At 63.0% G+C, this 19,219-nt stretch carries 18 protein-coding genes and 1 pseudogene; 10 read left to right on the forward strand and 9 right to left on the reverse strand.

Translation table 11 applies throughout. The features are described 5' to 3' along the window. Nucleotides 1–575: 575 nt before the first annotated feature. On the reverse strand, nt 576–3,098 hold the full coding sequence (locus QOL68_RS13755) for a TonB-dependent receptor (protein WP_282949877.1): 2,523 nt from the start codon (nt 3,096–3,098) through the stop codon (nt 576–578). A 47-nt stretch (nt 3,099–3,145) separates the two neighbouring features. On the opposite strand from QOL68_RS13755, the gene QOL68_RS13760 reads away from it, so the two are divergent. The 9 genes from QOL68_RS13760 (at nt 3,146) to QOL68_RS13800 (ending at nt 12,330) form a co-directional block, all read left to right on the forward strand. Next, the gene (locus QOL68_RS13760; RefSeq protein WP_349306400.1) at nt 3,146–3,883 is read left to right on the forward strand and encodes a GntR family transcriptional regulator; all 738 of its coding nucleotides are present in this window, start codon (nt 3,146–3,148) and stop codon (nt 3,881–3,883) included. Between the two features lie 31 nt (nt 3,884–3,914). Beyond that, nucleotides 3,915–4,826: a hydroxymethylglutaryl-CoA lyase gene (locus QOL68_RS13765; protein WP_282949876.1), complete on the forward strand. Its 912-nt coding sequence runs from the start codon at nt 3,915–3,917 to the stop codon at nt 4,824–4,826. A 12-nt stretch (nt 4,827–4,838) separates the two neighbouring features. Continuing rightward, a complete protein-coding gene (locus QOL68_RS13770) occupies nt 4,839–6,887 on the forward strand; it encodes a hydantoinase/oxoprolinase family protein (RefSeq protein ID WP_282949875.1) in 2,049 nt (682 codons plus the stop codon). 11 nt (nt 6,888–6,898) lie between these two features. Then, nucleotides 6,899–8,785, forward strand: coding sequence for a hydantoinase B/oxoprolinase family protein (locus tag QOL68_RS13775; protein WP_282949874.1), 1,887 nt, complete (start codon nt 6,899–6,901; stop codon nt 8,783–8,785). Nucleotides 8,786–8,787: 2 nt separating this feature from the next. Next, on the forward strand, nt 8,788–9,978 hold the full coding sequence (locus QOL68_RS13780) for a CaiB/BaiF CoA transferase family protein (protein WP_282949873.1): 1,191 nt from the start codon (nt 8,788–8,790) through the stop codon (nt 9,976–9,978). Further along, entirely contained in the window at nt 9,978–10,616 is a 639-nt protein-coding gene (locus QOL68_RS13785; RefSeq protein WP_282949872.1) for an isochorismatase family protein, read from the forward strand. Before QOL68_RS13780 ends, QOL68_RS13785 begins: the two co-directional genes overlap by 1 nt. 485 nt (nt 10,617–11,101) lie before the next feature. After that, nucleotides 11,102–11,815: a hypothetical protein gene (locus QOL68_RS13790; RefSeq protein ID WP_282949871.1), complete on the forward strand. Its 714-nt coding sequence runs from the start codon at nt 11,102–11,104 to the stop codon at nt 11,813–11,815. Beyond that, on the forward strand, nt 11,805–12,107 hold the full coding sequence (locus QOL68_RS13795) for an antitoxin Xre/MbcA/ParS toxin-binding domain-containing protein (protein ID WP_282949870.1): 303 nt from the start codon (nt 11,805–11,807) through the stop codon (nt 12,105–12,107). Before QOL68_RS13790 ends, QOL68_RS13795 begins: the two co-directional genes overlap by 11 nt. Then, nucleotides 12,097–12,330 carry a hypothetical protein gene (locus tag QOL68_RS13800; RefSeq protein ID WP_204993645.1) on the forward strand — a complete coding sequence of 78 codons (234 nt, stop codon included), beginning with the start codon at nt 12,097–12,099 and terminating at the stop codon, nt 12,328–12,330. The genes QOL68_RS13795 and QOL68_RS13800 overlap by 11 nt, the downstream gene beginning before the upstream one ends. Before the next feature lie 280 nt (nt 12,331–12,610). Here QOL68_RS13800 and groL read toward each other — a convergent pair whose 3' ends face one another. Next, nucleotides 12,611–14,230, reverse strand: coding sequence for a chaperonin GroEL (gene groL, locus QOL68_RS13805; protein WP_204993646.1), 1,620 nt, complete (start codon nt 14,228–14,230; stop codon nt 12,611–12,613). Nucleotides 14,231–14,276: 46 nt separating this feature from the next. After that, entirely contained in the window at nt 14,277–14,591 is a 315-nt protein-coding gene (gene groES, locus QOL68_RS13810; protein ID WP_282949869.1) for a co-chaperone GroES, read from the reverse strand. Nucleotides 14,592–14,851: 260 nt separating this feature from the next. Between groES and QOL68_RS13815 the strand changes: the two genes are divergently transcribed. After that, nucleotides 14,852–15,079 carry a hypothetical protein gene (locus QOL68_RS13815; RefSeq protein ID WP_282949868.1) on the forward strand — a complete coding sequence of 76 codons (228 nt, stop codon included), beginning with the start codon at nt 14,852–14,854 and terminating at the stop codon, nt 15,077–15,079. A gap of 203 nt (nt 15,080–15,282) precedes the next feature. On the opposite strand, the pseudogene QOL68_RS13825 reads toward QOL68_RS13815, so the two are convergent. From QOL68_RS13825 to QOL68_RS13850, 6 genes and pseudogenes are all read right to left on the reverse strand, one after another. Further along, nucleotides 15,283–15,495 (reverse strand): annotated as a pseudogene (locus tag QOL68_RS13825) (Hsp20 family protein); the annotation flags it as partial. Nucleotides 15,496–15,528: 33 nt separating this feature from the next. Continuing rightward, complete coding sequence (locus tag QOL68_RS13830) at nt 15,529–15,651, reverse strand: hypothetical protein (RefSeq protein ID WP_282949867.1); 123 nt, start codon at nt 15,649–15,651, stop codon at nt 15,529–15,531. Further along, the gene (locus QOL68_RS13835) at nt 15,651–16,247 is read right to left on the reverse strand and encodes an ABC-type transport auxiliary lipoprotein family protein (RefSeq protein ID WP_283404322.1); all 597 of its coding nucleotides are present in this window, start codon (nt 16,245–16,247) and stop codon (nt 15,651–15,653) included. The genes QOL68_RS13830 and QOL68_RS13835 overlap by 1 nt, the downstream gene beginning before the upstream one ends. A 14-nt stretch (nt 16,248–16,261) precedes the next feature. Beyond that, a complete protein-coding gene (locus QOL68_RS13840; RefSeq protein ID WP_058455474.1) occupies nt 16,262–17,203 on the reverse strand; it encodes an MlaD family protein in 942 nt (313 codons plus the stop codon). Then, nucleotides 17,203–18,063 (reverse strand): ABC transporter ATP-binding protein, encoded by an 861-nt coding sequence (locus tag QOL68_RS13845; RefSeq protein WP_282949866.1) that lies wholly within the window; start codon nt 18,061–18,063, stop codon nt 17,203–17,205. The genes QOL68_RS13840 and QOL68_RS13845 overlap by 1 nt, the downstream gene beginning before the upstream one ends. Next, the gene (locus QOL68_RS13850; protein WP_282949865.1) at nt 18,063–19,169 is read right to left on the reverse strand and encodes an ABC transporter permease; all 1,107 of its coding nucleotides are present in this window, start codon (nt 19,167–19,169) and stop codon (nt 18,063–18,065) included. The genes QOL68_RS13845 and QOL68_RS13850 overlap by 1 nt, the downstream gene beginning before the upstream one ends. Nucleotides 19,170–19,219 lie beyond the last annotated feature (50 nt).

A 19,219-nucleotide genomic window follows, 5' to 3' on the forward strand; every position in this document is an offset into this window, starting at 1 on the left:
CGCCTCGTCCCGACCGCTTTTATCTACCAGATGAAAGAGCCGGAAGAAGGCTGACACAGCGGGATAATGTAGGAAAGGCCTATTTGCAGGCGATGGCGGATTTGGGGTGGTGAGCGGCTAACCGAAGCTCGTCATGCTGAACTTGTTTCAGCATCCATGAGCTGACCTCTCATCGACCGCTGCGTTGAAGGAGGCGACGGACCATGGATCCTGAAACAAGTTCAGGATGACGATACTAGAAATGTCGTGCTCCGGTCGCTTTAGGTCATCCAAGCAAAATTCCGATGAACGTCAGCCATTTTGGATTTATGCCCGGGACGCTGACGGTAGGCCACGGGCCGATAGTCGACGGTGGCGGTACAGGCTCCCGATACAGGTTTCCTTCGCTCGTTGACTTTTTCACGGCCCCGTGGGCGACTGTCGTCGAGTTATCAGACGGAAGACGGCTTGCCGCGAGCAGATTTGCCCCAGCGTTGGCGCACCCGATCAGGTCCGGGCCGCCTCCTTCGACAGTCGCCAATCAATTCCTTCGTCACTGGCAAAGGCGGCGAGGGGTTTTGCGGCATAGGGCCGCGCTAGAATTTGAAGCCCGCTTCGACGCCAATCAGCCTGCGTGCGCCTGGCGAGATGAAAGACCCGCCAAACTCGATCGCGGGGATGGCCTCGTTGATATATTTGCGATCGAGCATATTGTCGGCGAACAGCATAAGCGACCATCTGTCGCTCTGCAGTCCCGCACGAAGGTTGAGCACGCCGAATGCGTCACGGCGAGCATTGATGTAACTGCCGTTGCCGGCCGACGGCGGCAGCGCGAACAACGAAGCCGGAAGCAGCGCGCTGAAGACCGTGGGGCTGCTCTGATCTTGTACGGTATGGAACCATGTCGGCCCGGTGATGCGGTAGTCGGCGCGCAGAACGAGATCGAAGTTGCGGGCCAGCGGCGCGTCGATCTGGGTGCCGAGGTTGATCGTATAGTCCGCCGTGTAGGGAGATTTGTTTCCTACCGTGTAGGCTCGCGAACTGTTCCGCTTGATCTCGCTGTCGGTCAGATTGACCGATCCGAACACTTTCCAACCGTCGACAATTCGGGCGCTGGCGTTCAATTCGACGCCTTTGATATCCACCCGGTCGATGTTCGAGACGACGCGCAGGAGGCCAAAGGACCCCACGAAAAACTCGAAGAACTGCATGTCCGTGATCCGGGTGTAATATCCCGCAAGATCGAAGGTGACGCGATTGTCGAAGAGCGCCCCCTTGACGCCGGCTTCGAACGAGCTCGATCGTTCCTTGCGATAATTGTCGTCGATTGCGACATTGGCATCGATCGTCCCGAAATCGACGCCGTTGTTGAAGAACTGGTCGACTGTCGCTGACGAACCCTGGTTGTTGAACCCGCCCGATTTAAATCCCACGCCCCAATTGGCATATATGTTGGAGTTTGCCGTCGGCGAGTAGCTCAGACTGACCTTTGGCTGGAGCTGCCGAAAGGTTTTCGATTGATCGGGGATGTTCCCGGTCGCCGGAAGCCCCGGATTGATCTTCGTCCCGGTAATCGGATCGAGCACATTCGGCACGCGGCTCGATACGTTTCGGTCTTCGATATCGTAGCGGAGCGCAAGGCTCAGCTTGAGGCGGTCGGTGACGTCATAGTCTGCCGATCCGAAGACGGCGTAGACATTGGTCTTGAACTTGTCCGAATAAAGCTGCGAGGTAGGATTGCTGCTGCCGGGTGCATTGTAGAGCTGCTGTATCAGTCCCAGGCCCAGATCGGCTCCCAAACTTACCCCGACCGAGCGGTCGATGTGGAGAACATAGCCCCCCAGCTGCCAGCTCAGGGCACCGTCCCCGTTCGAGGCCAAACGGATTTCTCCGCTGATGTCCTTCTGGTTGCGAACCTGAAACTGCGTGCCATCGCATGTGGTGGGGCTGTAGGGGCCGAAGGTCGATCCCGAGAAGTCGAAAATGAAGGGGACAGGGATCTGCCCTATCGCGCCGGGCGGATTGACGGGGTATCCGGTATTGGCAGCTGTCGACGCGAAACAGGCATTTTGAGCCGCAAGATTGGTCGGGTTTGCGGGCGCGCCAAATGCCGGGGCAATGTAGCGCGCAAAATCCGCCGAGGTGCCGTCTGCCGACAAGGACTGCCGGACATCGGAGTAGAGCGCCCATGCCGTCAACCGCGCCGAGCCAAAATCATGGTCGAGCTTGATCGAGGCATCGAACGACTTCTGGTCGTTGGTGGGGCGGATATTGCTATAGTAGTTGAACGGGTGATCATCGACGTCTTCGTTGAAGGCGCCGCCCAATGCCGGCAGGTGAAAGGCCGCGTTGAAGTTGATGGAGGCTCCCGACAGCTTCGAATAGCGGGTCTTGACATCGATCTCGGTCGCCTCGCCCAGGTCCGCGACAAAGCGTCCGTCGATCGACCATATTTCCTGGTCGTCGACCACCTTGCGATCGAGAAAGCTGTTGCGATAAAAGCCGTCCGTCGTGCGATAATAGCCTGACACGAGAACGCCGGCATTGCCGCCGATCGGCGCCGATACATAAGCGGAGCCCTCGAAGGTATTTTCGTTGGCGTAACTCGCCTTGACCGCGCCTTCGAACTGGTCGCCAGGTTTTGCGGTCGTTATCACAATCGCCCCGGCGGCGGCGTTGCGGCCATAGATGGCGCCTTGCGGCCCTTTCAGAATTTCGATCTGGCGCAGCGTGCCTTGGTTCTGGTTGAGCTGAGCGCTGTTGGTTTTCAATATCCCGTCGACCACGAGAGCCACCGAGCTTTCGGCATCGCGCGCGCCATTGATCCCCCGGATGTTGATTTGCGTATCCCCCGCCTCCGCGGTCCCGGTCACAATCGTCACGCCCGGCGTCAACTGGGCAAAGCCCTGCGCATTATCGACACCCGTGGTTTCGAGCGTGTCGGACGTCAACACCGTCACCGACGCAGGGACATCGACGAGCCGCTCATTCTGTCGCCGCGCCGTGACAATGATATCGCCTTCATCTGTTATCCCGGCGCTCTCCTGCGCGGCGGCCGGACCAGATTGGGCTGCGATGGCAGCGATCGAAGACAGCAAGACGGCTTTCGTGATGCGCATCGTTGACTCCTCGGTGTCAAATTCGGCGCCGCCCCTGCAAAGACACGTTGGACGTTGCCCCCGCTACGTCATATTGTATACAAACATCGAGCGTCAAGTGCTCAAAGGAGGCAAGAATGTCGCGCGCATCCGATCGGGCCTATTCGCAGATCCGGAACATGGTGTTGTCGGGTGACCTGGCGCCTGGCGAGCAGCTGCGCGAGGAGCAACTGGCCGAAATTTGCGGTGTTTCGCGCACGCCTATTCGCGACGCGCTCAGGCGCCTCGAAAGCGAGTCTTTCGTGCGCCGGAACGACTCCCAGCGCAGTTTCGTGGCGGACTGGTCGCTGGACGACATGGAGGAGGCGTTCGAGCTTCGCGCAATGCTCGAATCGCACGCGGCAGCCCGCGCCGCTGTCCGCGTCAGCCCCGAGCAAGTCGAGCAGCTCAGGCGATGCAACCAGGCGATCTACAGGGCAATCGCGGGTGACGCGCCGGACATTCCGGCGTTTCTGGAGCAGAACCGCATATTTCACGCGATCATCATGGAAGCGTCGGCGTCTCAACGGCTCGCGCTCATGCTGTCGCGGATCATTGAGCAGCCCGTCGTCCTGCGGACAGCGCTCCAATATGATCGGGAAGATCTGCAAAGCTCCGGTCGAGAGCATGACGAACTGCTTGCCGCATTCGGCCGACGCGATCCCGATTGGGCGGCCGCGGTCATGAAGAGCCATATCCGGCGCGCCTTCCATGCCTATGCCGATGCCCACAAGCGCGGGAGCGGGCGTCAGGTCGAGGGAGGTTGATTTTGTATACATATATGCGAATGAGGAAGCGATGATTCTGCCATCCGCCATCGAATTCGTCGAAGTGGGCCCCCGCGACGGGCTCCAGAACGAGCCCGTTATCCTTGCCACGAACGACAAGCTTTCGCTGATCGAACGCCTGATCGACGCCGGGGCACGGCGGATCGAGGTGGCAAGTTTCGTCAATCCTCGCCGGGTGCCTCAAATGGCCGATGCCGAAGATGTCTGCGCCGGACTGCCGCCGCGCGGCGACGTCACCTATGTCGGGCTCGTGCTGAATCTTCGCGGCGCGGAGCGAGCGCTTGCGACCGGCAGGATCGATCAGCTTGGCGCCGTGGCGGTCGCGACGGACAGCTTCGCCATGGCCAATCAGGGGCAGACATGCGCGGGCTCGGTCGCCGCGGCGTGCGATATCGTGGCACTCGCGAACCGTGGGGGCGCGTCGGGGCAAGTGACGATCGCGGCTGCGTTCGGCTGCCCCTATGAGGGCGAAGTCGACCCGTCGCATGTCGTCGAAATGGCGCGGACCCTGGCGCAATCGGGCCCGGCAGAAATAGCGCTCGCCGACACGATCGGCGTCGCCGATCCGTGGCGCGTGACCGAGCTCGTTCGCCGCGTGAGCGACGCGGTCGCGCCGCTTCCGGTCAGGGTTCATTTTCACAATACGCGCGGCACCGGACTGGCGAATGTCTGGGCGGCGGTCGCGGCGGGCGCGACGATCTTAGATGCGTCGGTCGGCGGCCTCGGCGGCTGTCCCTTCGCGCTGGGGGCCGCGGGGAACGTGTGCAGCGAGGACGTCGTCTACATGCTTGAGCGCGCGGGGATTGCGACCGGCATGCGTATCGATGCGCTGATCGCGACCAGCCAGTGGCTTGGCAGCCTGATCGACAAGCAATTGCCGGGCATGGCGGCGCGCGCGCCGGCTTTTCCGCCGGGCGCCTGAGGAGGTTACGCAATGGGCTATCGTTTGGGCGTCGATGTCGGAGGAACATTTACCGACCTTCTCCTGTTTGACGACGCATCGGGCGCCTTCTGGCGTCACAAGACCCCATCGACGCCGCAGGACAGCTCCGAAGGCATTGTCACGGGGCTCGATGCCATCTGCGCCCAGGCCGGCATCGCCGCCAGCGACATAAGCTACCTCCTCCACGGCACGACGGTTGCAACCAACGCCGTGCTCGAGGGGAAGGGTGCCCGAGTGGGACTGGTGACCACCGAGGGACATCGGCATATCATGCAGATTGCCCGAAGCTATGTGCCGGGCGGCCTCGCCGCGTGGATCGTCTGGCCCAAGCCAGTGCCGCTGGCGGCGCTCGAAGATACGGTCACGGTAAAAGGCCGGATCAGCGCGGCAGGCGAGGAGGTCCGCCCGCTGGACGAAACGGACGTTCGGCAGGCGCTCGGGGCGTTGAAGGGACGGGGTGTCGAGGCGATTACCATCAGCCTGATCAATGCCTACGCCAACGGGGACCATGAAAGCCGGATCGGGACCCTGGCCCGGGAAATCATGCCCGGCGTGCCGGTATCATTGAGCCATGAGATCCTTCCTGAAATGCAGGAATATGAACGGACGTTGACGACCGTTGCCAACGCGGCCGTGCGGCCCGTCGTCGGCAAATATATAGCGAGCCTTCGCAACCGGCTCGCCGAGCGGGGGATGGCAGGGAAGTTGTCGCTGCTCCGGTCCGACGGCGGACTCATGTCTTCGGCAAAGGCCGAGGAGCATCCCGTGAATATTCTGATGTCCGGGCCGGCCGGCGGTGTGACGGGTGCGCTATGGGTCGCGAAACATTCCGGGTTCTCCAACATTCTGACGCTGGACGTCGGCGGCACGTCCACCGACGTGGCGCTCATCGAAAATCTCGAGCCCCGCCGCGCGCGTACGACCGATGTCGGCCATTTGTCGGTTCGGGCATCCTCGCTAGACGTCAAGACGGTCGGAGCTGGCGGGGGCTCGATCGCCTATGTTCCGGAACTTACGCGCGCGCTTCGCGTCGGGCCGCAATCGGCCGGCGCGGTGCCCGGCCCTGTCGCTTACGGCAAGGGCGGCAGTGCGCCGACGGTGACCGACGCCAACGTCGTCCTCGGTTATCTGCCCGAGAACCTGCTCGGCGGCTCGTTTCAACTCGATCGCGAGAGCGCCGCAAAGGCCGTCCAGACGATCGCGGACGCGCTTGGGATCGATCTGATGAGCGCGGCTCGCGGGATCATCGACATCGTCAACGAAAATATGTTCGGGGCGCTGCGCATGATCTCGGTCCAGCAGGGCTATGACCCGCGGCATTTTGCATTGATGGGGTTCGGCGGCGCCGGCCCTCTCCATGTCAATGCGGTGGCGCGGCTGATGGGAAGCTGGCCAGCGATATCGCCGGTATCGCCCGGGGTGCTCTGTGCGCTGGGCGACGCGACCACCCGAATGCGCACCGAGACCGCGCGGTCCTTTTCGCGCTTGGCGCAGGACACCGACGCCCGCGATCTGGTCTCGATGCTCAGCGACATGGCGACGCAAATTCGCGCCGAACTGGAAAGTGACGGCCTCAATGCCGATGAGATTGATACCGAGTTTGAAATTGACGTTCGCTACGCGGGACAGGCGTTCGAAGTACCGTTGACCACGACCCTCGACGCGCTCGAACGCGACGGCATCGAAGGGCTATTGTCCCGGTTCGACGCCGAGCATCTGCGCCTTTTCACGTTCAATATGGAAACGCCGCATGAGATTGTGAATCTGCGCGCCGTGGCGTTGGGACCGGTTTTGAACCTGCCGGCGGCTGAATTGCCGCACGGCGATGGTAATCCCGCTGCTGCGAAAATCCGCGACCACCGGCTCTGGATGGACGGCGAGGAGCGATCGGCCATCATTTACGACCGGTCAAAGCTCAAGCAGGGCGACATCATCCCGGGCCCTGCGATCGTGATCGAGATGGATTCGACGACGCTGATCGAAAATGGCTGCGTCGCCCGCGTCGACGCGTTCGGAAACATCCTGATCTATCTGGCCTGAGGAGCAAGACCATGCCCGCGACGATCGTCCAGACAAACTCGCAACCGTTCGCCCCCGCCGAAATCGATCCGGTGACACTCGACATTATCGAAAACGCACTTCGCAACGCTCGTGTCGAAATGGATGCAACGCTGGTGCGGACCGCGATGTCGCCGGGAATTCGCGAGCAGGGCGATGCCTTTCCGCTCATCGCCGATCACAATGGCAAGATGATAGTGGGTCAGTTCGGCAGCTTCATCGGCGGTTTTCTGAAGCAGTTCGACGGCACGCTGGAAGATGGCGACATGATTTTTCTGTCCGATCCCTATAGCTGCGAAGGGGCTGTCAGCCATTCCAATGACTGGCTTATTCTGCTCCCGGTTTTCAAATCAGGCCGCCTCATCGCCTATACCGCCATGTTCGGCCACCAGTCCGACATCGGCGGCAAGGTGGTAGGCTCGATGCCGATAAACGCTCGCTCGATCTTCGAGGAAGGAGTGCGGATTCCCCCGGTGAAAATCTGGCGAAAGGGTGAATATAACGAGGATCTGATCAAGCTGGTCATGCATCAGACGCGCAAACCCGACTGGTGCCAGGCCGACTTGAACGCGCTGATCGCCGCGTGCCGGGTTGCGGCGCGGCGGGTCGTCGAAATGGCAGACCGGTTTGGCGATGACGTCTATGTGTCGGCAACGCAGGAACTGCTCGCTCGCAATCACCGGGCCATGAAGCAGTTGATCGCAATGGCGGTCGCCGAGGAACCGGTAAGCTTCGAGGATTATATATGCGATGATGGAATGGGCTATGGCCCGTACAAGATCAAATGCACGATGTGGCGCGACGGCGACAAGGTTATCCTCGACTTTCAGGGTACCGATCCGCAGAGCAGCGCTTCGATCAATTTCTACCTCAATGAAAACATGTTCAAGATGTTCTTCGGGATCTACATGATCATGGTCTTCGACCCGCAGATCCTGTTCAACGATGGCTTCTATGACCTCATTGACGTCCGTATTCCCGCCGGATCCCTGCTGAAGCCTCATTTTCCCGCCGCCCTGTCGGGCCGCACGCATGCACTGGGCCGTATTTTCGACATTTTGGGTGGGCTGCTTGGGCAAAAAACACCCGAATTCTTGAACGCGGCGGGCTTTTCGTCGAGTCCCCATCTCTTTTATTCGGGCAACGATCACCGCCCGGGTAAAGGGGGGGAGTGGTTTCAGCTGTTCCAGATCGGATTTGGAGGCATTCCGGGCCGCCCGATGGGTGACGGCCCCGACGGACATTCCCTGTGGCCGGGCTTTACCAATGTTCCGAACGAATTTCTGGAGCGTTACTTTCCGCTCATGATCGAGCGCTACGAGACCGATCCCGACAGCGGAGGGGCGGGGCTTCATCGCGGCGGCAACGGTATTCATATGACCTACCGCTTTCTCAGTCCCGGCACGATTTCGATCCACGATGATCGCTGGTTCGTTCCGCCTTGGGGCGTGAACGGCGGGGCGCCGGGCAAGCGTGCGCGGAAAATATTGGAGCGAGCCGACGGGTCGCATTGCGTGATCGGCAATAAGGTCGAAGACATCAATGTTGCAGTCGGCGACCAGCTCCATTTCATCACTTGGGGCGGTGGCGGCTGGGGCGACCCGCTGGCGCGCGATCCATCGCTGGTCGGCCTGGAAGTCTTGCAGGGGCTTGTAACCGTCGCTGGCGCCCGCGCTTATGGGGTGGTCGCCAGCGAGGACGGCGAGATCGACGCCGCCGCAACCGAGGCGCTGCGCCATCACATGCGCAGCACCCGCGCACCTTTGTCGCTTTTCGATTATGGCCCGGGGGTCGATGCCTTGCGCAGCGCCTGCGAAGCCGAGACGGGGCTCCCGGCACCGATACAGCCGGCATGGCCGGAGCTGGAAGCCGCGCAGTGAATATGGACCGGGCAGGCGCGCTGCACGGCCTTCGCGTCGTGGAAATGGGTCAGCTGCTGGCCGGTCCCTTTTGCGGCCAACTTCTTGGCGACATGGGCGCTAATGTCATCAAGATCGAGCCGCCGGGAGCCGGAGACCCGATGCGCCTGTGGGGCCAGGGCGAAGACAAGGTTCACTGGGAAGTCATTGCGCGCAACAAGCAGTCGGTATCTTGCAATCTGCGTGTTGCCGGGGGCCAAGCGCTCGCGCGGAGACTGATCGCCACGGCCGACGTGCTCATCGAGAATTTCAAGCCGGGAACGCTCGAAAAATGGGGCCTTTCGCCAGAAGACCTGCATCGGGACAATCCGCGCCTGATCATTGCGCGCATGTCGGGTTATGGTCAGACGGGTCCCTATTCGGATCGCGCTGGATTTGGCGGCATCGGTGAAGCCATGGGGGGCTGGCGCTATATTGTCGGCGAGCCCGACCGCGCGCCCTCGCGCATGGGAATTTCGATCGGCGATACATTGTGCGCCACATATGGTTGCATGGGCGTTCTTGCCGCGCTTCATTATCGCGAAAAGACCGGCTTTGGCCAGATCGTCGACGCAGCGCTTTATGAATCGGTGCTGCAAGTGATGGAAGGGCTCGTGGCCGAATATGATCATGCCGGCATCATACGTGAGCGTTCGGGCTCCATCCTGCCGGGGATCGCACCATCCAATGTGTATCGGTGCCTTGACGGCGAATTCATGATCGGTGCCAATAATGACGCCATTTTCAGGCGCCTCGCCCAGGCCATGGAGCAGCCCGCGCTCGCCGACGACGAGCGCTATGCGACCCATATCGCAAGGGGGCATCACCAAGCAGAACTTGACGCTCTCATCAACCGGTGGACGGAAACGCTGCCCGTGGCGGAGGTCGATCGGCTGATGATCGAACATTCGGTACCGGCAGGCCGGGTCTATCGCGCGCCAGAGATGCTCGCCGACCCCCATTTTGCCGCTCGCGAAGCGATCGTCGAAGTTGAAACCGAACGCTTTGGCCCGCTCAAGATGCAGAATGCCTTTCCGCGCCTTTCGCGGAGCCCGAGCGCGGTCCGGTCGCCGGCGCCAGCGCTCGTTGGTCAGCATAATGACGCGATTTACGGGGATTTGCTCGGTATATCGACGGAGGAGCGAGACGCGCTCGCCGCTGCCGGGGTCATATGATGGCCGGACGCGACGATCTCGGAGAGAATTATCGCGGTGCCTTTGACGGACACCTGCCCTTTGGCACTCGGCCCGCCTTGCTCATCGTCGACTTCGTCATGGCCTATCTGGACCCCGCTTCGCCGTTATTTGCAGGCGCTGAAAATGCTCTTGCATCGACGGTGCGACTTTTGGCGGCCGCCCGGGCAGCGGGCATGCCGATCGTCTTCACCAACGTCATATTCGAGCCCGGCGGCTCCGACGGCGGATTGTTCTACAAGAAGGTTCCCGCTCTCAGTTGTCTGGACAGAGGTTCGCCTCTCGGCGAATTTCCGCGCGAACTTTCGCCGGGGCCCGGCGAACATGTCATAACCAAACAATATCCGTCGGCGTTTTTTGGCACAGGGTTGAGCGCCCTTCTCGAAGGGGATGGTATCGACACCTTGATGATAGCGGGGGTTTCGACATCGGGGTGCGTGCGCGCCTCTGCACTCGATGCACTCCAGCACGGCTTCGCCCCGTTCGTCGTCGAGGACGCGTGTGCCGATCGCCACGTCGATCCCCACCAGGCCAGCTTGTTCGATCTTCAGGCCAAATATGCGGAAGTCATCGACGAGAAACAGGCGATATGGCAAATCGAACGCCTCTGCCGGTCCTGAATCTTGGAGCATCAGGATCCTGGCCTCGCGGCCGTCGACCGCACAGGGCGGTGCGATGTTTTCGATCGTCGAGGTCACCCATGATCGGGCGGCCGGATATGCGCCAGCCGCTTGCATAATCGATCGCCGCAAACTGGCTTGCAGAATAAGAAACTGGCGAAGCCATGATTGCTTACCGCGATAAGGATCGAGCCAAGCTCGCTGCGGCCGCGCCGGCTCGTTCGATCAGGCGATCCTGACGGGAGCGGAGGAGGACCAATCGAAGGAACCGGCGCTGCGCCGCCGACGAGCTGCCGCACTCTCGTCCATAAACCGCCCCCTTTGAATTGGGGGTTATCGGAGGCCGGAGAGATAGCATTGAAGGCGTGCTTGTCTGTTTTTGCAGCGATCATTTCAAAAGCGGGCCGTCCCAATCGGCCGCCACAACCGTAGCGACGACGCTTGCGGGGCGCACTTGAAAACGCGCATCGTCAGCCCCATCTTTCGTGCATCGCCGACTTCGTTTCTGCATGTTGGCGCCTGAGAGACGATCGCGCTCCCGCAAAAGGGAGGCGAATGTGGATCTCAATCAACTCCTCTATCATCACCAGATGGCGCTGTTGGCGGTAAGTCAGGCGCAACGCGACGGGCATTTGCTGCCGAATTTCGACCTGCCACGCTATTATGCGAAGCGGATCGATCAATATCGCGAGCGCAGAGGGCTGACGGACGGCTTCGCGGCATTGACAGACGGGGCATCCGGCGGTCCCAGGGCCGATTCCCCGATAGCGGAGGCCGCGGCGGATTATCCCATGTTCGTCGGCGACACTCTGATCGCCGAACTGCTCGTCAACGAGGTGCTCGCCATGACCGCGGAGGAACGCGCTTCCTTCGCGCTAGAAGATGTCATCGGCCGCCTTGCGGATATCCAGGAGGATGTCTGGATCGTCGGCCGCGATATCTACCGGGCGCTCGGCCTCGATGAGGAAAAGCTCGCCGCGCTTGCGGCAAAGCTACCCGCCCCACCCGATCTGCACCGGACAGGCGCGGGAGCGTTCGAGCCCTTCCGGTCGCGATCCGAAGAAGGCATCGAACATCTTTACGTCGAACAGTTCCGGGTCGGAGCATTTCGATACTCGAACATCGACGATGCCCGCGCCGCCCTCGCTCGCCAAAGCGCCGGTGCCGGTCCGGCAAGGGAGCAAGCCAATGACGCCTGATCCGAACCAAACCCGCGCCGCGCCAGCGAATATGCGTACGAACCCGTTCCGGCGACATCGCACAGCGTCGCCGCTCGCTCCGCGCGACGCGCAGCGCCAGGGCGCCATCAGTGCGCTGGCCTTCCAGCTTCTTGGCGGCCGGGACCCGGCACTCGCCTTCCTGAATACCGAAAGCAGTGCGTTGGGCGGTCGGCCGATCACTCTAGCGACCCAGAGCGATGCGGGTTATGCGAGCGTCGAGCGGGAAATCCGTTCGCGATCCGTGTCGGGAAGCGAACCCCATGCCGGATAACCGGCAGCTCGCGGACCATATCGTCCGAAGCTGGTTCGAATGGGAACTCGATGGCCTCGCGCGCAAGGTCATTCTCGTCGTCGAAACGGATATCCCGATGCAGCCCGACGAAAGCGGCTATGACGCGATCATTCTCGACGAACTGCGGGCCGCGGCGATCGCAAGGTCGCGTGCGTCCCCCGGCGCCATCGATCGCATCCGCATCGTGCCGATCCGCTACTAGCGCGTCCCGACGAGAAGGTTCGATTCCTTCGCCTATGGCCGATTATGAAATCATCGCAGTTCTCGCGAGGGGCGGGTAACGGCCGGACGCATCCTATCGCGGCCGTGAAGGTTGGAGACAGCCTGTTCCTTGCCGACCCGATCGTCGACGGGATCAGCGCGGGAAGGGGATAGCAGGCAGCTTCTGATCAGGGCGGCGCAATCGGCCTCGAGGAAGTGCCCTCGTCTTGTTGCGCTCGACCTGCGGGTGAGGGCGGCAGTCTCCCGCCGCCCTCCGATCGTCAGAAGTCCATCGCCGGCATCGGCGCCGCCTTCTCCTCCTTCGGCAGTTCGGCGACGAGCGCCTCGGTCGTGATCAGCAGCGACGCGACCGACGCCGCATCCTGCAGCGCGGTGCGAACGACCTTGGCGGGGTCGATCACGCCCGCCTTGACGAGATCCTGATACTCGCCGGTGGCGGCGTTGAAGCCCCAGCTATACTCCTCGCTTTCGAGCAGCTTGCCGACGATCCAGGCGCCGTCCTCGCCGGCATTGTCGGCGATCTGGCGCGCCGGCGCGCGCAGCGCGCGGCGGACGATGTCGATGCCCGACTGCTGGTCGTCGTTCGCGGCCTTCAGGCTGTCGAGCGCCTTCAGCGAGCGGAGCAGCGCGATGCCGCCGCCGGGAAGGATGCCTTCCTCGACCGCCGCGCGCGTCGCGTGGAGCGCGTCGTCGACGCGGTCCTTCTTCTCCTTGACCTCGACCTCGGTCGCGCCGCCGACGCGGATCACCGCGACGCCGCCCGCGAGCTTGGCGAGCCGCTCCTGCAGCTTTTCGCGGTCGTAATCGCTGGTCGTCGTCTCGATCTGCTGGCGGATCTGCGCGACGCGGGCGTCGATGTCGGACTTCGCGCCGACGCCGTCGACGATCGTCGTATTATCCTTGTCGATGACGACCTTCTTGGCGCGCCCGAGCATGTTGATCGTGACGTTCTCGAGCTTGATGCCGAGCTCCTCGCTGACGACATTGCCGCCGGCGAGCACCGCGATATCCTCGAGCATCGCCTTGCGGCGGTCGCCGAAGCCGGGCGCCTTGACCGCCGCGACCTTGAGGCCGCCGCGCAGGCGGTTGACGACCAGCGTCGCGAGCGCTTCGCCCTCGACATCCTCGGCGATGATCAGCAGCGGCCGCCCCGACTGCACGACGCTTTCGAGCAGCGGCAGCATCGCCTGCAGGTTCGACAGCTTCTTCTCGTGGATCAGGATGTACGGATCGTCGAGCTCGACCTTGAGCTTCTCGGCGTTGGTGATGAAATAGGGGCTCAAGTAACCGCGATCGAACTGCATGCCCTCGACCGTCTCAAGTTCGGTCGCCAGGCTCTTTGCTTCCTCGACGGTGATCACCCCTTCGTTGCCGACCTTTTCCATCGCCTCGGCGAGGATGCGGCCGACCTCTTCGTCGCCGTTGGCGGAGATCGTCGCGACCTGCGCGATCTCGCTGTTTGCCTCGACCGACTTGGCGTGCGCCTTGAGGTCATCGACCACGGTGGTCACGGCAAGGTCGATGCCGCGCTTGACGTCCATCGGATTCATCCCCGCGGCGACCGCCTTCGCGCCTTCGCGGACGATTGCCTGCGCGAGCACCGTCGCGGTGGTCGTGCCGTCGCCGGCCTTGTCATTCTGCTTGCTGGCCACCTCGCGCAGCATCTGCGCGCCCATATTCTCGAACTTGTCGGCCAGCTCGATTTCCTTGGCGACGGTGACGCCGTCCTTGGTGATGCGCGGCGCGCCGAAGCTTTTCTCGATCACGACGTTGCGGCCCTTGGGGCCCAGCGTCACCTTCACTGCATTCGCAAGCGTATCCACGCCGCGCAGCATGCGATCACGCGCGTCCGACGCAAATTTCACTTCCTTGGCAGCCATTTTGACCTCCTTCTTGATGTCCTTTCAATTGTGGATGGATGCGGCGTCAGGCCGCCTTCTTGAGCGCCGCGGCCTGCTCGATCACGCCGAGGATGTCGCTCTCCTTCATGATGAGCAGCTCTTCGCCGTTGATGCGCACCTCGGTGCCCGACCATTTGCCGAACAGGATGCGGTCGCCGGCCTGGACGTCGAGCGCGGTCACGGTGCCGTCCTCGGCGCGGGCGCCCGGACCTACGGCGACGACTTCGCCCTCCTGCGGCTTTTCCTTGGCGGTGTCGGGGATGATGATGCCGCCCGAGGTCTTTTCCTCGGCTTCGATGCGGCGGACGACCACACGGTCGTGCAAGGGACGGAAATGCATGCATAACCTCCATGTTGCATAACGATATGATACAGACCGCACGCCTGTCCGGGACGCGCGGCGCCGAAAAGCTAGGAAGCGGATTTTTTCGCTTCAAGAGGATCGGGCAGAATTTTTTGTTCCCCCGGCTCGGAGAAACAAAGCCCCCTTTTCAACGGCCTCAGCCCTCTTGACTCGACTCGCTGGCTTCCCAAAATCTGTATCCGCGGCCTGTTGCCGCACGATGAGAAAGGAATGGCGACAAGGAAGGAGGCACGATCATGTCCGAGCCATTTTTCCGTTTTCTTCATCCCTTCGACGTGGCGCGTCACCCGAGCCTGGAGCCCGAGGTCAAGCGCGCCCTCCTCGCATCCTGGGCATCGGACCGCTCGGCGGTCCGCAACCGGCCGGCGCTCCGCAAGCCGCCGGGCGTGCGGCGCGCGGTGCCGGTCGACGATGTGCTGGCGGCGCTCCGCTCGCTCGACGGCGGCGAAGCGCGCGCGCCATGACCGACCGGGCGCTGATCGCGCAGCTGGACGGCTATGGGCTGACGACCGCCGAGATCCATTATTGCCGGCCCGATCACCCCTCACTCTCCAGTTAGCGCGGCAGTTCGGGAGCCGGTCGCGACGCGCCAAAACACGTCTTCGGAAAATCGCGCCTTATCGTGGGGAAAAGGGAGGCAGCAGACGGCATGCCTCCCTCGATATGCTCACGCGCTTTCGAGCGCCTTATCCTCGGGCGCTGCGATCCGCTGCCGCTCGACGAAACTGCTGCCGATTGCGATCATGCGCGGCTTCATCGCTTCGGGAACGACGCGGTTGAGTTCGATCGTGAGCAGCCCGTCGGCGAAGCTTGCGCTGCCCACCTCGATATAGTCGGCCAGCTGGAAGCGCCGTTCGAATTCCCGGCGCGCGATGCCGCGGTGGAGATAGGCGCTAGCTGGCGGCGGCGTGGATCAGCCTGCGGCGATTGGGGTCCGGCCCATGATCGAGAGCGGTCCCGCCCGCCAGCACGGACCGAGGACGATCTTCGCGATCGCGGGCAGGTCGAACCGGATCGCGGTCCGATCCGGCGGCATTAGCCTCCCAGCCAAGCTGCGACATCGACCGCGACCTTGTTTGCCGCGCGCGCCAGCGCTTCGCCCGCGGGCTTGGCCTCGATCTTGGCGGCCAGGGGTTCGCGGACCTCGAAGCGGCGCTGCGTGACGGTCTTGCCGCCTGCCGAGACGAGCATCGCCTGATAGACGACGACCGCCTCGTTCGAGCGCGCGTCGATGCCGAATTCCATGAGCTGTCCTGCGAGTTGTTCGCCGGGTGCGGTCAGATATTGCCCCTCGTCGAGGACGACGCGGGCGGTGCGCGCGGCGACGGTTTCGGACACCAGCCGCTGGAACAGCCGCTGCGGCGCCTCGACCCATTGCGCGTCCTTCACATAGGTCACGCTGCTGTCGTCCTGCTGCACGGGAATGCGCGTCGTGCGCAGCTTCTGCGGCGCGGTGGGGATCAGGATCGTCAGGGTCGCAGCCTCGGCGGCCGTGCGCGCCTCGCCCGAGGTCGGCGCGGCGTCGGCGTCGAGCGTCAGGAGGAAGGGCGGCGTCTTGCCGCCGAGCCCGATGCAGCCGGTGAGGCAAACGGCAACCACGGAAGCGAGCAGGGCGGTGCGGGTGGTTTGCATCATGGACATCCTCATCATTCCTTGTAGTCGGGCAGCTTGCTGCCGCCGAGGACCGCGCCCGCGCCCTGCTGGTCCAGCTTGTCGGTCAGGCTGGACAGCGAGGCCGAGGTGCGACGGAGGTCGCGGATCAGCGCATTGGCTTCGGGGATCGTCGTGTCGCTGAAGGTCTTGAGCCCCGGCCGTGCGTCGGCGATCGCGGATTCGAGCGTCTTCATCGATGCGTTGGCGGACTTCAAAGTATCGCGCAGGTTTGCCATCGCGGGGTCGACGTTGCGGTCGATCGTCCCCTGCGCCGAGGCGGCGAGATTGCCGACCTGCTCGGCCGCATTGCCCGCCTGCTGGATCGCAATGCGCGCGTCGGCGAGCGCCCTTTCGAGCGCCGGGCCGTTGCGCGCGAGCGTCGCGGTGGTCGCCTCCACATTGTCCAGGATGTTGGCGAAGCTTTCCTGATTCTTGTCGTCGGCGAGTTCGGCGAGGCGCTCGGTCAGCGTCGAGAGGCGTTGCAGCAATTGCGGCGCCGTGTTGAGCAGTTCGCCGAGACCGCCGACGCGCGTCGGGATGACGGGCTTGCCGGCGGGCCCCTTGTCGGTGATCGGTGGTGCGCCCTTTACCGCGCCGTCGAGCGAGATCTGCGAGACGCCGGTAAAGCCGACGCCTTCCAGTGCGGCGGTGGTGCCCTGCAGGATCGGCACGCCCTCGTTCACCTCGATGCGGACGCGGACGAATTGCGGATCGTCGGGCCACAGCGCGATCTGGCGCACCTGTCCCGCAGGAACGCCGGAGAATTGCACCTGCGCCCCCTTGTTGAGGCCGTCGACCGACTGTTTGAAGAAGATGTCATATTCGCGCTTGGTGCCGCCGCTGTCGTTGGCGAGCCAGACGACGAAGCCGGCGAGGGCGAGCGTGAAGAGCAGGACGAAGGCCCCGACCAGCACATTGTTCGACCGCGTTTCCATCAGCTCTTCCTATCCTGGGTCTGGTTGCAGCTCGAGGCGGCGCGGCCGCGCGGGCCGTTGAAATATTCCTGTATCCACGGATGCTCGGTGGCAAGCAGTTCGGGAATCGTGCCGACCGCGATGACACGCTTTTCGGCGAGCACCGCGACGCGGTCGCACGTCGCATAGAGCGTGTCGAGGTCGTGGGTGATGAGGAAGACGGTGAGGCCCATCGTGTCGGCAAGGCCGCGGATGAGCTCGTCGAACTTCGCGGCGCCGATCGGGTCGAGACCGGCCGTGGGCTCGTCGAGGAAGAGCAGGGCCGGATCGAGCGCGAGCGCGCGGGCGAGGCCGGCGCGCTTCACCATCCCGCCCGACAGCTCGGCGGGATATTTGGGCCCCGCGTCGGGGGGCAGTCCGACCATCGCGACCTTGTAGGCGGCGATCTCGTCGAGCAGTTTCTGGTCGAGGCGCGGATAATATTCGCGCAGCGGCACCTGGATATTCTCCGCGACGCTGAGCGTCGAGAAGAGCGCGCCGCCCTGGAACATCACGCCCCAGCGGCGGCGAAGGTCGCGCGATTCCTCTTGATCGGTGATGGTATCGAGCGTCTTGCCATAGACTTCGATTTCGCCTGCTGCCGGCGTCTGGAGCCCGACGATCGAGCGCATCAGTACCGATTTGCCGGTGCCCGACCCGCCGACGACGCCCAGTATCTCGCCCGAACGGACGTCGAGGTCGAGATCGTCGTGGACCACCGCGTCGCCGAACTGGTTTCTGAGGCCGCGAATGCGGATCGCAAATTCGAATTTTTCGGGACGCACCGCGTCAGCGGCCGCCAGCTCCTCTTTAATTTCCTGCTGCTCGATTTCGTCGGCCATCAATTCCACCCCAGCGAGGAGAAGAAGACGGCGAAAAAGGCATCGAGAACGATGACGAGGAAGATGGCGGCGACGACCGCCGATGTGGTGCGGCGGCCGACCTCCTCGGCATTCTGGCGCACCTGCATACCTTCGTAACAGCCCGTGACGCCGATCAGGATCCCGAACACCGGCGCCTTGATCAGCATGATGTAGAAATCGTGCATAGGGATGATCTCGCGCAGCCGTTGCACGTAAGTCAGCGGCGGGATTTCGAGCCCGAGCCAGCAAAAGACCCCGCCGCCGATGATCGCGCAGATGCTGGCGTAGAAGCCGAGCAGCGGCATGGTGATCGTCGACGCCGCGACGCGCGGCAGCACGATTGCCTCCATCGGCGAGACGCCGATCGTGCGCATCGCGTCGACCTCTTCCGTCAGTTTCATCGTCCCGATCTGGGCGGCGAAGGCCGACCCCGAGCGGCCGGCAACCATGATCGCGGTCATCAATAGGCCAAGTTCGCGGAGCGAGGCGCGGCCGACGAGATTGATCGTGAACACCTCCAGCCCGAACTGTTCGAGCTGCACCGCGCCCTGCTGCGCGATGACGATGCCGATCAGGAAGCTCATCAGCCCGATGATCGGCAGCGCGTCGACGCCCACGGCCTGAAAGCGCGTGACGACGGCGTTCCAGCGCAGGCGGCGGCGGGCGCGGATCTGGATGCCGAGCGCCACAATCATCGCGCCGAAGAAGCCGACGATGCCGAGCAGTTCGTGCCAGATGGCAAGGGTAGCGGTGCCGACCTGTTCGAGCATCCGCTCGATCGGCGAACGGCGGTCGCGGTGAACGGCATATTCGCTCTTGTCTTCGCGTAGCGCCTCCAGCAGCCGTTCGGCCTCGGGGCTGGCGCCAATGACCTTCGCGCCATGTTCGTTAACGGTGCGGGTAACGATCCACGCGCCGACGGTGTCGATTCGTTCGATCGCCGAAAGGTCGATTGTCGCGATCGCGCCGAGTTCGTCGAGGCGCGCGGGCACGTCGCCAAGGCGCGCCAGCGTCAGCCGACCCGTGAAGCGGACCGCAGCGCCATCGGCGCCGTCGTCATAGTCGAAGTCCGCCCTGGCCACCATCTCGCGGGGGACATTGTATTATTTGCCCCGAGACGGCAAGCGAATCCGAA

The sequence above is a fragment of the Sphingopyxis sp. Geo25 genome (assembly GCF_949769135.1).
Classification (GTDB): Bacteria; Pseudomonadota; Alphaproteobacteria; order Sphingomonadales; family Sphingomonadaceae; genus Sphingopyxis.